This window comes from Vibrio sp. AND4 (assembly GCF_000171815.1).
Taxonomy (GTDB): domain Bacteria; phylum Pseudomonadota; class Gammaproteobacteria; order Enterobacterales; family Vibrionaceae; genus Vibrio.
In genome coordinates, this window is sequence record NZ_ABGR01000012.1 from 1 (window position 1) to 15425 (window position 15425).

Annotated in this window: 15 protein-coding genes and 1 pseudogene; 9 read left to right on the top strand and 7 right to left on the bottom strand. The window is 46.7% G+C overall.

Translation table 11 applies throughout. The annotated features are described in order from the left end of the window. The first annotated feature begins 24 nt into the window (after positions 1-24). From AND4_RS12620 to pfkA, 3 genes and pseudogenes are all read left to right on the top strand, one after another. Entirely contained in the window at positions 25-534 is a 510-nt protein-coding gene (locus AND4_RS12620; protein ID WP_009843363.1) for a CpxP family protein, read from the top strand. Positions 535-653: 119 nt separating this feature from the next. Continuing rightward, positions 654-1561: pseudogene (gene fieF, locus AND4_RS12625) on the top strand (CDF family cation-efflux transporter FieF). A gap of 284 nt (positions 1562-1845) precedes the next feature. After that, the gene (gene pfkA / locus AND4_RS12630) at positions 1846-2808 is read left to right on the top strand and encodes a 6-phosphofructokinase (protein ID WP_009843366.1); all 963 of its coding nucleotides are present in this window, start codon (positions 1846-1848) and stop codon (positions 2806-2808) included. 90 nt (positions 2809-2898) lie between these two features. Here the strand turns inward: pfkA and AND4_RS12635 are convergent, their stop codons facing one another. After that, on the bottom strand, positions 2899-4278 hold the full coding sequence (locus tag AND4_RS12635; RefSeq protein ID WP_009843367.1) for an MATE family efflux transporter: 1380 nt from the start codon (positions 4276-4278) through the stop codon (positions 2899-2901). Between the two features lie 229 nt (positions 4279-4507). Here AND4_RS12635 and AND4_RS12640 point away from each other — a divergent pair, with 229 nt between their 5' ends. The 3 genes from AND4_RS12640 to AND4_RS12650 all read left to right on the top strand — a co-directional run bounded on the left by AND4_RS12640 (position 4508) and on the right by AND4_RS12650 (position 7427). Then, the gene (locus tag AND4_RS12640) at positions 4508-4798 is read left to right on the top strand and encodes a co-chaperone GroES (RefSeq protein WP_009843368.1); all 291 of its coding nucleotides are present in this window, start codon (positions 4508-4510) and stop codon (positions 4796-4798) included. Between the two features lie 73 nt (positions 4799-4871). Further along, positions 4872-6518, top strand: a complete 1647-nt coding sequence (gene groL, locus AND4_RS12645) for a chaperonin GroEL (RefSeq protein ID WP_009843369.1) — start codon at positions 4872-4874, stop codon at positions 6516-6518. Positions 6519-6863: 345 nt separating this feature from the next. Then, entirely contained in the window at positions 6864-7427 is a 564-nt protein-coding gene (locus AND4_RS12650; protein ID WP_009843370.1) for a hypothetical protein, read from the top strand. A gap of 117 nt (positions 7428-7544) precedes the next feature. Here the strand turns inward: AND4_RS12650 and AND4_RS12655 are convergent, their stop codons facing one another. Then, complete coding sequence (locus AND4_RS12655; protein ID WP_009843371.1) at positions 7545-8042, bottom strand: MgtC/SapB family protein; 498 nt, start codon at positions 8040-8042, stop codon at positions 7545-7547. A 94-nt stretch (positions 8043-8136) separates the two neighbouring features. Next, positions 8137-9159 carry an EF-P beta-lysylation protein EpmB gene (gene epmB, locus AND4_RS12660; protein WP_009843372.1) on the bottom strand — a complete coding sequence of 341 codons (1023 nt, stop codon included), beginning with the start codon at positions 9157-9159 and terminating at the stop codon, positions 8137-8139. Between the two features lie 33 nt (positions 9160-9192). On the opposite strand from epmB, the gene efp reads away from it, so the two are divergent. Next, positions 9193-9759 (top strand): elongation factor P, encoded by a 567-nt coding sequence (gene efp / locus AND4_RS12665; protein WP_009843373.1) that lies wholly within the window; start codon positions 9193-9195, stop codon positions 9757-9759. 487 nt (positions 9760-10246) lie between these two features. Here the strand turns inward: efp and frdD are convergent, their stop codons facing one another. From frdD to frdA, 4 genes are read right to left on the bottom strand one after another with little or no spacing between them, the layout of a single operon-like run. Further along, on the bottom strand, positions 10247-10624 hold the full coding sequence (gene frdD, locus AND4_RS12670; RefSeq protein WP_009843375.1) for a fumarate reductase subunit FrdD: 378 nt from the start codon (positions 10622-10624) through the stop codon (positions 10247-10249). Positions 10625-10636: 12 nt separating this feature from the next. Further along, positions 10637-11020, bottom strand: coding sequence for a fumarate reductase subunit FrdC (gene frdC / locus AND4_RS12675; protein ID WP_009843376.1), 384 nt, complete (start codon positions 11018-11020; stop codon positions 10637-10639). 2 nt (positions 11021-11022) lie between these two features. After that, positions 11023-11781 (bottom strand): succinate dehydrogenase/fumarate reductase iron-sulfur subunit, encoded by a 759-nt coding sequence (locus tag AND4_RS12680; protein ID WP_009843377.1) that lies wholly within the window; start codon positions 11779-11781, stop codon positions 11023-11025. Then, positions 11781-13601, bottom strand: a complete 1821-nt coding sequence (gene frdA / locus AND4_RS12685; protein ID WP_009843378.1) for a fumarate reductase (quinol) flavoprotein subunit — start codon at positions 13599-13601, stop codon at positions 11781-11783. The genes AND4_RS12680 and frdA overlap by 1 nt, the downstream gene beginning before the upstream one ends. Before the next feature lie 448 nt (positions 13602-14049). Between frdA and epmA the strand changes: the two genes are divergently transcribed. Further along, on the top strand, positions 14050-15021 hold the full coding sequence (gene epmA / locus AND4_RS12690; protein ID WP_009843380.1) for an elongation factor P--(R)-beta-lysine ligase: 972 nt from the start codon (positions 14050-14052) through the stop codon (positions 15019-15021). A 9-nt stretch (positions 15022-15030) separates the two neighbouring features. Continuing rightward, a complete protein-coding gene (locus tag AND4_RS12695) occupies positions 15031-15405 on the top strand; it encodes a VanZ family protein (RefSeq protein WP_009843381.1) in 375 nt (124 codons plus the stop codon). The last annotated feature ends 20 nt before the right edge of the window (positions 15406-15425 follow it).

Here is a 15425-nt window from a genome sequence, read left to right on the forward strand (position 1 = left end):
CTAACCTGTGTAAGGAATCTCATTATGAAAACTGCAAAGAAATTAGTACTAGCGGCTGTTGTTTTACCTCTCACTCTAGGTACAGCGAGTGCATTCGCATTTGGTGGTAAAGACCACAAAGGTGGCCATGGCGACTGCGGTAAAGGCATGGATCGTGGCATTATGCGTCAACTAGACCTGACGGATGCACAAAAAGGCCAACTCAAAGAAATGCGTCAAGCGAACAAAGCGGCAATGAAAGCGAAATTCGCAGATGGTAAAGAAGCTCGCATGGCAGAGCGCCAAGCGCATCAAGAAAAAGTTCAAGCGTTGCTCTTGGCTGACAACTTTGATCAAGCCACTGCAAATGTTTTAGCAAAAGAGATGGTTGAAAAGCAAGCAGGACGTCGCGTTGCGATGCTAGAGAAGAAACACAAAATGCTGAGCGTGCTGACGCCTGAGCAAAAAACAAAATACATTGAGCTACAAAAAGAGCGCCATCAAAAGTGTGGTGAGAAGTTCCAAAAGCTTACTAACAAGCATCACGAAAGCTGATTGCTAAAGATCAAAAAGAGGCAGCCAGAGCGCTGCCTCTTTTTGATCTCGGCAATGTCATACTCATTGCCTCATTCTCAAGGTATACTCAACACAAGGTTTGAGTTAACTATCTGAACATGAAACAGCAATACGCACGTTTAATCACGACGGCAGCTTGGATGGCGACGATTGTCGCGACGCTTCTTTTAATCGTTAAAGTCATAGCCTGGTGGGTCACCGGATCTGTTAGCCTTCTGGCATCCTTAATAGACTCGATGCTGGATATCGCGGCATCGGTAGTCAATCTTATTGTGGTGCGCTATTCCCTGCAGCCTGCGGACAGAGAACATACCTTCGGCCACGGTAAAGCAGAGTCTTTAGCGGCGCTGGCGCAAGCGATGTTTATCTCTGGCTCTGCCGTGTTCCTGATACTGAATGGCATCGACCGCTTTTTCCGTCCACATGATCTCAATAGCCCTGAATTAGGGGTTTACGTTTCCCTGTTCGCCATGGTGGTGACTTTTGGACTTGTGATGTTCCAAAAGCATGTGGTGCGGGTAACCAGCAGTCAAGCAATTGCCGCGGACTCACTGCACTACCAAACGGATTTATATATGAATGGCGCCATTATGGTGGCATTGGGCCTAAGCTACTTTGGTGTCACTCAGGCTGATGCCGTCTTCCGATTGGTATTGGTCTCTTTATTTTGTACAGCGCTTTCAAGATGGTCAGTGAAGCGATTCAGACCTTATTAGATAGAAAACTGCCTGATGAAGAGTTAGAGCAAATCCGAGCAGAGTGCCTAAAAGTACAGGGGGTACTCGGTGTGCATCAGTTACGAACCCGAATGTCTGGCCCCACACGTTTTATCCAGTTACACCTAGAACTTGATGATAATTTACGTTTGATCGAAGCGCATCATATAGCCGATAAAGTAGAGGGTAATTTGTTGGCACTTTTCCCTGAAGCGGACGTGTTGATTCACCAAGATCCATTGTCAGTGGTGTTTGGGCCAGAGAAAGAACAGAAAATACAAGATTGGTAACGGCCGAAAAAGCGATGGTGTCTGGCGACAAATCGGCACTTATTGGCTATCTTTCCATCACCACATCTTTACAAACGTGATCCTGATGTGAATCAACGAAGTTGTAGAGGGAAACTGTAATACTCTTACATAAGTAGAAAAGTTACATAAAAAAGTGTGTTTTCATTGGTATTCCTGTAGAGGAAATGTAACATAACGCACAGTTTTGCATTATGCAGGTTGCTTGGTAACAAGGGGCCTAGAAGAAAATTAAATAAATTGATTGTCAAAGATCGAGGGTGAGCATGGTTAAGAAGATCGGTGTTTTAACAAGTGGCGGTGACGCACCTGGTATGAACGCTGCAGTACGTGGCGTAGTTCGTACTGCACTGTCTGAAGGATTGGAAGTTTACGGTGTTTACGATGGCTACCTAGGTCTGTATGAAGGCCGGATAGAGAAGCTAGATCGTTCTAGTGTTTCCGATGTGATCAACACAGGCGGGACATTTCTAGGCTCTGCACGCTTCCCAGAATTCAAACAAGTGGAAGTACGCGAACAAGCGATTGAGAACCTGAAAAAACACGGTATTGATGCACTTGTAGTTATCGGTGGCGACGGCTCTTACATGGGAGCTAAGAAACTGACGGAAATGGGCTACCCATGTATCGGTTTGCCGGGCACCATCGACAATGACATCGCAGGTACAGATTACACCATAGGTTACCTAACAGCACTTAACACGGTTATCGATGCGATCGACCGCTTGCGTGACACGTCTTCTTCTCACCAGCGTATTTCTATCGTAGAAATCATGGGGCGTCACTGTGGTGACCTGACTCTGATGTCTGCAATCGCAGGTGGCTGTGAGTACATCATTACGCCAGAAACAGGTCTAGATAAAGACAAGTTAATCAAAAATATCCAAGACGGCATTTCTAAAGGTAAGAAGCATGCCATTATCGCACTCACTGAGCTGATGATGGATGCAAACGAACTAGCGAAAGAGATTGAAACGGCAACAGGGCGTGAAACTCGTGCAACGGTACTTGGTCACATCCAGCGTGGTGGTCGTCCAGCGGCATTTGATCGTGTTCTTGCGTCTCGAATGGGTAACTACGCGGTTCACTTACTACAGGAAGGCCACGGCGGCCGTTGCGTGGGGATCGTCAAAGAGCAGTTGGTTCATCACGACATCATAGATGCAATCGAGAACATGAAGCGTCCAGTACGCAACGACTTATACAAAGTGGCTGAAGAGTTATTCTAAGCTAGCTTGAATCGTTGTGAAATCCCCAAAAAAACCGCGGCTATCCGCGGTTTTTTATTTTGATATTCAGACTTGTTTGATCTTGTTTCATCAAGAGTCTGAGTGTTCAGCTAGCATTAAGCGACGTTCACGCAGTGCGAACAGGTAACCCACCAGTCCACCGAGTATATTGCCCAGTGCTATGCCGATAAATAGCCCTTCAACACGGTACAACTGACTGCCAATCCACGCCGCAGGCAAAGTGAAGACAAACAAGCGCATAAAGCTCCATTGGAAAGCTCGCAGTGGTTTGTGCATTGCGTTATAGCCACTGACTAACATCATCACAATGCCTTGGAAGCCATAGCTAAATGGCACCACCAAGAGGTAATGCCACAGTAAATCTTTGACGGCTGCTTCCTGTGAGAACAGCGCAGCAAGAGGAATACTAAGAGGCACCATCATCAAGAAGATAAAACCTTGGAAGAAAATCGCAAAGCGCATGCTTAGGAACCAGGCTGAGAATGCACGCGCTGGGTTATTGGCCCCCAAGTTTTGCGCCATAAATGGGGTGAGCGCTGAGGTTAGCGACATTAACACCAGAATCAAGATCGACTCAATACGCTGCGCAGCCCCATACGCCGCGACTGCTGCGGTTCCATGGCTGGAAAGTATCATCATCAGAATCGCCCCAGAAAGCGGTGTCATGGCATTTGATAGTGCGGCAGGTGTGCCTATCTTGAGAGTTTGTTGCCAATCTTGTTTGATGAGCGACCACTGTGGGGCAGCAAGCAGCTTTTCGCGTTTTATCAATACGTAGAAAGATCCGCACAACGCGCCAAACCAACTGAATGCACTGGCAATTGCTGCACCTTGAATGCCGAGCTCAGGGAAAGGTCCTAAGCCAAAGATGAGCACTGGGTCGAGAAGGCCGTTAATGAGCCCTGCCAGCATCATAATCTTGGCTGGCGTTCTCGTATCGCCCGAGGCACGAATGGCGCTGTTACCCGCCATCGGTATCACTAACAGAGGAATGGTTAAGTACCAGATTTGCATGTATTGCTCAATGAGCGGGATAGCGTCGGCTTTTGCTCCTAGGAAGCGAAATAGTGGATCGATAGTAAACCAACCTAAGGTTGAGGCCATCGTGACCAAAGCCACCGCAAGCAGCAAACCATGGCTGGTAAAACGGGCGGCTTGGGGAGCATAACCCTGGCCAAGTAGACGACCTATGTTGGTCGATAGCCCCATACCAATGCCCATCGTGATGCAGTTCACCGCAAAGGTCACAGGAAAGGTATAGCTGATCGCCGCCAGCGCTTTAGTGCCCAACAGCGAGATGAAAAAAGTATCGACCAAGTTAAACATCAAAATGGCAATCATGCCCATGGTCATGGGAATGGTCATTTTGCGTAATGTGTCTGGAATGGGCGCGGTCAGCAAACCATGTTTATCTTGGGCCTGAGTGTCCGGCTTGTTCTTTTCCAACATTTTTGATGTCTATCTGGTGAGGGAAGTGGAAGGATACAAGAAAGCCGCTGCCTCCGCGAGTGAGCATTTCGCACGCAAACCGTTGCTTAGCTGCTGGTTATTTTAACTAAGTCACAAAAAAATCACGCCAGCCCCTTGGGATCCTTAGCTTTACCCCTAATATAGTGAACACGTGCCCCTACATGGGCAATTATCAAATAATCATGGAAATTTTCAGGAGAGACGACCGATGAACATTCGTCCATTACATGACCGAGTTATCGTTGAACGCAAAGAATTGGAATCAAAGTCAGCGGGTGGCATCGTTTTAACGGGTTCTGCTGCAGAAAAATCGACTCGCGGCGTGGTTCTAGCTGTGGGTAAAGGCCGCATTCTAGAGAACGGCACAGTGCTACCGTTGGACGTTAAAGTGGGTGATACTGTGATTTTCGCTGAAGGTTACGGCACTAAAACTGAAAAGATCGACGGCAAAGAAGTGCTGGTAATGTCTGAAAACGACATCATGGCGATCGTTGAGTAATAGCAATCATTGAGTAACTTTTTACTCAGATTCAAAAACGAAATCAAAACAGAATTTAGAAAGGAAATCAAAGATGGCTGCTAAAGACGTTAAATTTGGTAATGACGCACGAGTTAAAATGCTAGAGGGTGTAAACGTTCTAGCCGATGCAGTAAAAGTAACACTCGGCCCTAAAGGTCGTAACGTAGTTCTAGACAAATCTTTTGGTGCACCAACTATCACTAAAGATGGTGTATCAGTAGCGCGTGAAATTGAACTGGAAGACAAATTCCAGAACATGGGCGCACAAATGGTGAAAGAAGTTGCGTCTAAAGCAAACGACGCAGCGGGTGACGGCACAACAACAGCAACCGTACTCGCGCAAGCAATCGTAAACGAAGGTCTAAAAGCCGTTGCGGCAGGCATGAACCCAATGGATCTTAAGCGCGGTATCGACAAAGCGGTTATCGCAGCGGTTGAGCAACTTAAACAGTTGTCTGTTGAGTGTAGCGACACCAAAGCAATCGCACAGGTTGGTACTATCTCTGCGAACTCTGACTTAAGCGTAGGTAACATCATCGCTGAAGCAATGGAAAAAGTAGGCCGCGATGGTGTGATTACTGTTGAAGAAGGTCAAGCACTACAAGATGAGCTAGATGTAGTAGAAGGTATGCAGTTCGACCGTGGTTACCTATCTCCTTACTTCATCAATAACCAAGAAGCGGGTTCTGTTGATCTAGAAAACCCTTTCATCCTTCTGATCGATAAGAAAGTATCGAACATTCGTGAGCTTCTTCCTGCACTAGAAGCCGTGGCGAAAGCATCTCGTCCACTGCTGATCATCGCTGAAGACGTAGAGGGTGAAGCACTTGCAACGCTTGTTGTGAATAACATGCGTGGCATCGTTAAAGTGGCGGCAGTGAAAGCGCCTGGCTTCGGTGACCGCCGTAAAGCTATGCTACAAGACATCGCTATTCTGACTGGCGGTATCGTGATTTCTGAAGAAATTGGCCTAGAGCTAGAAAAAGTTGCACTAGAAGACCTAGGTCAAGCGAAGCGCGTTGCAATCACAAAAGAAAACACAACCATCATCGATGGCATGGGTGAAGAAGCCATGATCCAAGGTCGTGTTGCTCAAATTCGTCAGCAAATCGAAGATGCAACTTCAGACTACGACAAAGAGAAACTACAAGAGCGCGTTGCTAAGCTAGCAGGCGGTGTTGCAGTCATCAAAGTTGGTGCAGCTACTGAAGTTGAAATGAAAGAGAAGAAAGACCGCGTAGAAGACGCACTACACGCGACTCGCGCAGCGGTTGAAGAAGGCGTTGTTGCTGGTGGTGGTGTTGCGCTAATCCGTGCAGCTTCTCAGATCGTTGACTTAGAAGGTGACAACGAGGAGCAAAATGTTGGTATCCGTGTTGCTCTGCGTGCAATGGAAGCGCCAATCCGTCAAATCACGAAGAACGCTGGTGACGAAGAGTCAGTGGTAGCGAACAACGTGAGAGCGGGTAAAGGTTCTTACGGCTACAACGCCGCAACAGGTGAATACGGCGATATGCTAGAGATGGGCATCCTAGACCCAACGAAAGTAACTCGTAGCGCACTACAATTCGCCGCATCAGTCGCAGGTCTAATGATCACAACTGAAGCGATGATTACTGACCAACCACAAAAAGACGGCGCAGGTATGCCTGACATGGGTGGTATGGGCGGTATGGGTGGTATGGGCGGCATGATGTAAATTGCTGCTTGTCTTGACGCTCTAACTTTTTTGTAGCGCAAAGACAACCAACCAAACCAAATGATGAAGCCGAGGTGAATGCCTCGGCTTTTTGTATCTGCGTTATTGACGTGAAAAACAGTGTATTGGATTCATTGTTCTGTCCTGAAAACGCTTAAATATGACCCCTAGCTAACATTGTTCGACATCGAATGGAGCAAAATCACTACAACATATGTGGTTATTAAAGACTCGGTTCTTGAAGACCAAGTGATTAAAAACCAGTTTATTGAAAATAAAATCATCAATAAATCAAGTTGCCAATAAACTAAGTTGCCAATCAACCATCCCCCAACGGAGACGAAAATGAAAAAGCTTATGATGTCACTGGCTGTTGCCGCCAGTATTGCTTCACCTGTCGCTCTGGCTGATAGCACGCCAGTTATGATCTCGACCATCGATAACACTAACGCTCCTTCAAACTCTTCTGTTGGTGGCGTTCGTTTAGCGGTTCTTCACGGTCAGGTGAACGAGGTGAAAGGTGTCGACTTCGCACTTCTCGGTATGTCTGAAACAGACCGCACAACGGGTGTTAACTTTGGTCTTTTCTTTGGTGCGTCAAAAGTAAACCAAGAAATGAACGGCCTTTCTCTCGGTCTATTCAACTGGAACCAGGGCCAAACCACAGGTCTTAACCTAGGTGCGGTTAACGTAACAAACAACGTTGCAGGTCTGAACTGGAGTGCGGTGAATTATTCTGAGGGTTACACAATGGCGGATATCGGTCTGGCAAGTATCTCTAAAAAATCGAACTTCCAGCTTGGTCTCTTTAACATGACTGATCAAATCGACGGTGTTCAAATTGGTCTACTAAACTGTGCAGACAACGGTTTCTTCAAATGTTTCCCGATAGTGAACTTTGCTAAATAGTCAGTGAACTTTGATAATCTTATCGTGATTTTCGCTGAATAATCGAGCGAACTTCCACAATAATGACTCGATACACAAAAGCCCCGATGAGATGTCGGGGCTTTTTTATTAAGTGGTTTATTTGATTAAACGTTTGGATGTTTTTCGCTGCTGCATTCTTTGATGTACCCCACGGCGCAGAGCTTGGACACGACTTTCCGCCTTGTCCACACCGAGTAAAACGGTCAGCGCTAATACGGTAATAATGATCGATTGTGATAACAAACCTAAGCCAATCATCAAGCCTAAACCAGCCAGAACCCAAATCACCGCCGCAGAAGTTACGCCATGGATCTTTCCATCTTGCGTCATCATCACGCCAGCGCCTAAGAAGCCCACGCCTGTAATGATCTGGCCAAGTACCCGAGCTTGGTCGAGTGTGTTTGGTGAGAGGGAAACTGCCATCGACATAAATAGGTAAGTGCCTGAGATAACAAGAATTGAGGTACGAATGCCAACAGGTTTGCCCCGAGTTTGACGTTCTATACCTATCATCAGCCCATTGATGGCGCAGCAAAACATTGCTGGCCAACTGAATGGTTCAAGCTCGAAAAGGTGTTCAAAAGTTGTCTGCATTTTAACCTCCAAATTGGCGGAGTATGCATAGATAAGCGCCTTGGATCGAACAAAAGCTTTTACTCGTAACGACAATCTTTATGCGGTAAACAACTTACTCTAGATTTAGATCCAGTGGTGTTTTACTTGGCCGACCACCTATTTCACGGGTCAACTTGGGCACTAAGTAGCCAGATACTCGCGTGATCACGCCGCGCATGATCTCTTTGGCTTGTGTATCTGAGACAAAATAATGCGCCGCACCTTGGACTTTATCGAGAACGTGCAAGTAGTAAGGCAAAATACCGGCATCAAATAACGCTTCGTTGAGTGTAACTTGTGCTTCAACGCTGTCGTTGACATCTTTTAACAGTACGGCTTGGTTTAGCAGAGTCACACCAACTTGCTTCAACTTTGCCATTTTAGCGGTCAATTCTGCATTGATTTCGTCGGCGTGGTTGATGTGTGTCACCAACACAATTTGTAGGCGGGAAGCTTGCAGTAGGTGGGATAGTTGATCAGTAATACGAGCAGGAATGACCACAGGTAAACGGCTGTGAATACGCAGGCGCTTGATGTGCGGAATGTGTTCGATAGCCTGAATCAGCCATTCGATTTCACTGTCTTTCGCCATCAGAGGATCGCCCCCCGATAAGATAACCTCGTTGATCTCTGGATGCTGAGAGACATAATCGAGACTGGTTTGCCAAACCGACTTTGACCCCTTGTTGTCCTGATAAGGAAAATGACGACTAAAACAGTATCGACAGTTTATCGCGCAGCCACCTTTCACAATCATCAATGCGCGATTTTTGTATTTGTGTAGCAGTCCTGGAATCGCGTTGCCTTGCTCGTCTAATGGATCAGCAGAGTAGCCTTGATGCACCTCAAACTCTTCACTGAGCGGCAAAACCTGACGCAATAAAGGGTCGTGAGGGTTGCCCTTTTCCATTCGCTCAACAAAACTTAGCGGAACTCGAAGCGAAAAGAGTTCACGTGCCGCGAAACCTTTTTGCCACGGTGTTGGGTCTATTTCTAAGACTTCGAGTAGTTTTCTCGGGTCCGAGATCGCATTCGATAGTTGTTTGAGCCAGTTTTGCTCAACAGATTCGACTTTTCGGGTTATTATGTCTGGCATTGAAATCAACTCAAAGATGTGTAAGAGGAAATCATGGCGTCAGTAAGCACCAATGAATTCAAAGGCGGTTTAAAATTCATGATGGATAACGAGCCTTGCTCAATTATCGAAAATGAATACGTTAAGCCGGGCAAAGGCCAAGCGTTTAACCGTGTAAAACTTCGTAAACTGCTGTCAGGTAAAGTGTTAGAGAAAACATTTAAGTCAGGCGATACCGTAGAACTAGCTGACGTTGTTGACGTTGAACTCGGTTACCTATATAGCGATGGCGAATTCTACCACTTCATGAACAACGAAACATTTGAGCAAATCGCAGCTGACGCAAAGGCAGTTGGCGAATCAGCGAAATGGTTAGTTGAAAACGACGTATGTACTCTAACGTTGTGGAATGATAACCCTATCACAGTAACGCCACCAAATTTTGTTGAGCTCGCCGTGACTGAGACCGATCCTGGCCTAAAAGGTGATACTCAAGGTACTGGTGGTAAGCCAGCCACTCTAGCAACTGGCGCGGTAGTTCGCGTGCCTCTATTCATCGCTATCGGTGAAGTTGTGAGAGTTGATACTCGTACTGGCGAATACGTTGGTCGTGTGAAGTAACTCACTCAAAGTATTCAATCAAAAAAGGTCGCTTCGGCGGCCTTTTTTATTGTCTGTCATTTTACTTAGCTGTTTCAAATCACAACCAGATAGATTTCTTTGACTAACTTGTTGTGGCTTTCAGGGGGAGGAGTGGACTAAATTAATCAGATCACACAGCAATAAGATCATTGGTGGTCAAAAGCTAAAAAAGCAAAAAGAACATAGGTAACCTAAAACTATATAAGTACCCCAAAGCGAGATAATGGCTATCCATCAGAGTGATGATAGGCAACAAATCAACCAGCGATTACGCGTACAATTTGGTAGGGGTTACCATAGGCATTTTGCTTCAAGCGTTGCACAAAATAACAGGATGAGATGGCGATCTCTATCGGGTAAAAGTGATAGTTGGCTTTAATTACATTGACCAGTGCTGGTGATAAGCATAAATGGCAGGCAATAAAAAAGCTGGCGAATTGCCAGCTTTTATCATTTTTGTCAGCATTTAAATCATCAAGATAAAGATGATTGCGAGCCCAGATATCAGGCCTGCAAATGCGTAACAAGCAATTTTACCTACCACTCCGGTATGGAATTTTAGGTCGTGCATGCCGTGATGTACACGGTGCATGGCGTGCCACATTGGCAGTGCTAGCGTGCCAATGATGAATAGTGCGCCAATGATGCTGGTTGCAAATTCAGATACGCGCTCGTAGCTCATTGCTTGTGCATCTATGACGCCTAGCGGCACTAGGATACCCAGTACCAATATTGTGATTGGCGTGATCATCGCAAACCAAGTACCACCGGCACCAAATAGACCCCACCAGATTGGCTCATCAGAACGTTTCGGCGCAGTATTAACACTATAATTCGGTTTCATTACTCAAGCTCCTTACATCACGATGAGAACGATCAGTGAGATGAACGCTACCGCTGCCCACTGAGTCAGAACGATGATCTTCTTATCCACTGGTTTGCCTTTCAGACGAATTGGCATAACTTGTGGCATCATGCTGAAGAAAGTTTGCGCGTGGAATAGGCTACCTAGTAGTGCAACGATGTTGATCGCTACCACGATAGGGTTTGCCATGAACGCCAACCAACCTTGCCAAGCCTCTGGGCCTTTCACTAGCGAACCTAGACCGATCGTTAGGAAGACAGTGAACAAGATCAGTGGCAGCACAGTTGCTTCACGCAGCATGTAGAAGCGGTAGAAAGGATGGTTCTTCCACCAAGTGCGTTGTACTTCACGAACGTAAGGTTTACGGCTGCTCATCCTTATGCCTCCACTTTTTTCGGTGAACCATCAGGTTTCAACATAGCAATTACGAAATCCATAGAAGACTCTACTTTGCCTTGGTTTACTGCCGCTGCAGGATCCACACTCTTCGGACACACTTCAGAACAGTAACCGACGAACGTACAACCCCAAGCACCGTTTTCACCGTTGATCAGCTTCATGCGCTCATCTTTACCGTTGTCACGGCTGTCTAGGTTGTAACGGTGTGCCAGAGTCAGAGCCGCAGGACCGATGAACTCAGGGTTCAAGCCAAACTGAGGACAGGCTGCGTAGCAAAGACCACAGTTGATACAACCAGCAAACTGCTTGTATTTCGCCATTTGTTCAGGTGTTTGTAGGTTTGTGCCATCTTCTGGTTTGCGGTCGTTACCAATGATGTAAGGTTTGATCGCTTCTAGACGCTCGATGAACGGTGTCATGTCCACGATCAAGTCTTTCTCGATAGGGAAGTTTGCTAGTGGCTCGATAGTTACGCCATTTGGGTAATCACGTAGGAAGCTCTTGCAAGCAAGCTTAGGCACGTTGTTTACCATGATGCCGCAAGAACCACATATCGCCATGCGACAAGACCAGCGGTAAGACAGATCTTTATCTAGGTGGTCTTTGATGTAACCAAGAGCGTCTAGTACAGACATGGTCTCATCAAAGGGAACTTCGAACGTTTGCGTATAAGGTTCTGCGTTCTTCTCTGGGTCGTAACGCAGAATGTCGACTTTTTGAATGCGGTTTGCTGACATTATGCTTGCTCCTCTACCTTTTTCGCTTCTGCTTCAGCGGCTTTTTCAGCAGCCGCAGCCTTCTCTGCTGCTTCACCGTACAGACGCGCTTTAGGCTGAGATTTAGTGATTTTCACGTTGCTGTAGTCAATACTTGGTGCTGCATCTTCTTGGAAAAAAGCAAGTGAGTGTTTCAGGAAGTTCACGTCGTCACGCTCTGTGCAACCATCATCTAGACGTTGATGTGCACCACGAGACTCTTTACGTAGAATTGCCGAGTGAACCATGGCTTCTGCCACCTCTAGGCCGTAGCCCACTTCGATAGCGTAAAGAAGGTCAGTGTTGAACACTTTGCCTTTGTCTTTAATGCTGATTTTCTTGTAACGAGCTTTAAGTTCAGTGATCTTATCAATCGTTGCTTGCATCAAGTCTTCTTGGCGGTAGATACCACAACCCGCTTCCATGGTGTGGCCCATTTCAGTGCGGATATCTGCCCAGTTCTCATCGCCTTCTTGGTTTAGCAATGCTTCGATACGAGCCTCAACTGCTGCCACTTGAGCTGCAATAGATGCTTCGTTCCAGCCTTTGAATTCTGTTGCGCGTTTCACTGCTTGCTCACCAGCTACGCGGCCAAATACCACGAATTCAGCCAGCGAGTTGGAACCTAGACGGTTTGCACCGTGAAGACCAACAGACGCACATTCGCCAACAGCAAACAGACCTTTGATGCGAGTTTCACATTCGCCGTTGGTTTCAATACCACCCATGGTGTAGTGAACGGTTGGACGAATTGGAATTGGTTCTTTTGCAGGGTCAACGTTGACGTAAGCTTTTGCTAGCTCACAGATAAATGGTAAACGCTCTTGTAAGTACTCTTCACCAAGATGTCGAAGGTCTAGATGCACCACATCACCAAGAGGGTGTTTGATGGTGTTACCTTTCTGCTGTTCATGCCAGAAAGCTTGAGAAACTTTGTCACGGGGACCCAGTTCCATGTATTTGTTTTTAGGTTGACCCACTGGAGTCTCAGGACCCATGCCGTAGTCTTGCAGGTAACGATAGCCGTCTTTGTTGACTATGATACCGCCTTCACCACGACAACCTTCTGTCATTAGGATGCCAGTGCCCGGAAGACCAGTCGGGTGGTACTGAACGAATTCCATATCACGTAGCGGTACACCGTGGCGGTAAGCCATTGCCATGCCGTCGCCAGTGACGATTCCGCCGTTGGTGTTACAGTGATAAACGCGACCTGCGCCACCTGTAGCCAATACAACTGACTTCGCTTTAATTGTCACCAATTCACCTTCTGACATGTGAATTGCAATCAGGCCTTGTGCTTCGCCTTCATCCACAAGCAGGTCTACCACAAAGTACTCATCAAAACGTTTGATGTTGTCGTACTTCATTGATGTCTGGAATAGAGTATGAAGCATGTGGAAGCCAGTTTTATCGGCTGCGAACCATGTGCGTTCGACCTTCATACCACCAAAGCGGCGTACGTTGACCTCTCCGTTCTCTTTACGACTCCATGGGCAACCCCATTGCTCCATCTGGATCATTTCGCGAGTTGCGTTCTCTACAAAGTATTCAACAACGTCCTGTTCACATAGCCAGTCACCACCGCCAACAGTGTCGTTAAAGTGGTTGTCTAGGCTATCTTCATCCTTGATAACTGCTGCCGATCCACCCTCTGCAGCAACCGTGTGGGAGCGCATTGGATAAACCTTAGAAATCAGTGCAACTTCTAAGTCCGGGTTTGCTTCAGCCGCTGCAATAGCAGTTCGAAGACCAGCGCCGCCAGCGCCGATGACTGCGATATCTGTGGTGATAATTTGCACAGTTATCCTCCAGTGTGTGATTGCGAAAATCCGCTTGTTATTGTCAATGTGAGGGACGTTTTTAAGTAATCCCTCAAAAGTAGTAGGGTTAGTTTAGAGGAGCTTTTTGGCAGAAAAATTGATTTATTTGGGTTTTTTATACGGTAATGCATGCGGCAGCATAAAAATTCTAGGTTATGTGATTGCTATCACGGCGCGAATCATTGAAGGCACATGCGCAAACTCAATCAATGTTAAATAGGTGTTGCGTGATATTAACCGTAGTAATTGTATGGTTGATTGTTAGTATTGTTCTGTACTGCAGAACGAGAAATACTGGCTTCAACTTTTATCGATTTTTATTCGTTTGTTAGAGGATGAAATTAAAATGAACCTCACCTCAATGAACTAGGCAAAGCGTGGCAAAATTGCTATTTTTCTCGCTCACTAATGTATTGAGAGTCTTGTTATGCAAATGAACTGGCAACCGAGCGCTTCCATTGAACAACTTCGTCAACGTGCTGCATTGATTAGCGCTATTCGTCAATTCTTCACTGAGCGACAGGTGATGGAAGTCGATACGCCAGCCATGAGTCATGCGACCGTGACGGATGTTCACCTGCATACTTTTCAAACCGAGTTTGTTGGCCCAGGCTACGCCGATGGCAGCAAACTTTTCTTTATGACCAGCCCTGAATTCCACATGAAGCGCTTACTGGCGGCAGGCAGTGGTTGTATCTACCAAATCAACAAAGCTTTCCGCAATGAGGAGAATGGACGTTACCATAATCCTGAGTTCACTATGCTGGAGTGGTACCGCGTCGGTTTTGATCATCATCAGTTGATGGATGAAATGGATGACCTGTTGCAACTGATATTGAAGTGTGGCGCTGCAGAGCGCATGACTTACCAACAAGCTTTTATTGATGTGCTCGGTGTGTGCCCACTAGAAGGCTCAATGCGAGAGCTAAAAGCGGTGGCGGCTAAGCTGGGGCTGAGTGATATTGCAGAGCCGGAAGAAGATCGTGATACCATGCTGCAATTGCTATTTAGCATCGGTGTGGAAGCTAAGATTGGTCAGCATGTACCCGCTTTCATTTTCGACTTCCCGGCATCGCAAGCGGCCTTAGCTAAGATAAACCCGCAAGATAACCGAGTCGCAGATCGCTTTGAGGTGTACTTCAAAGGTATTGAGCTGGCGAACGGTTTCCATGAGCTGGACAACCCGAAAGAGCAATTGGCACGTTTTGAACAAGATAATGCAAAACGTCTGGAAGTGGGATTGCAGCCACAGCCGATCGATGGCCACTTAATTGGTGCATTGGAAGCGGGCTTGCCAGATTGCGCCGGTGTGGCGCTCGGTGTTGATCGCCTGATCATGCTGGCGCTGGGTTGTGAGCATATTGACCAAGTGACGGCTTTCCCGTTCCCCATTGCTTAAGGGGTATTCATGAATTTGACCATTGCCCGTGCTGTTACTCTCAGCTACGCGGCGTTAATCGCTTACTTATCTTTGAGCTCGGGTGAATTGCAAGATTGGGGCGACATCGCGTACTTGGATAAGATACAGCATACGATGGCGTACAGTGGTTTTGGTTTCCTAGCGGGTTTTAGTGTTGCGAGCTGGCGTCAACGCTTGGTTGTGGCACTGAGTGTTCTGTTATTCAGTGCCATGATCGAAGTTTTACAAGGGTATGTGGGGCGACAAACGTCTTGGAATGATCTCATTGCAAACACGATAGGCATTCTAACTGGTCTGTTATGTTACCGCATCTGGAGCCTCTATCGACCTAGGTTGGTGAAGTCGCTATACTCGATGCGATAATAAAGAGGGAATACGATAAT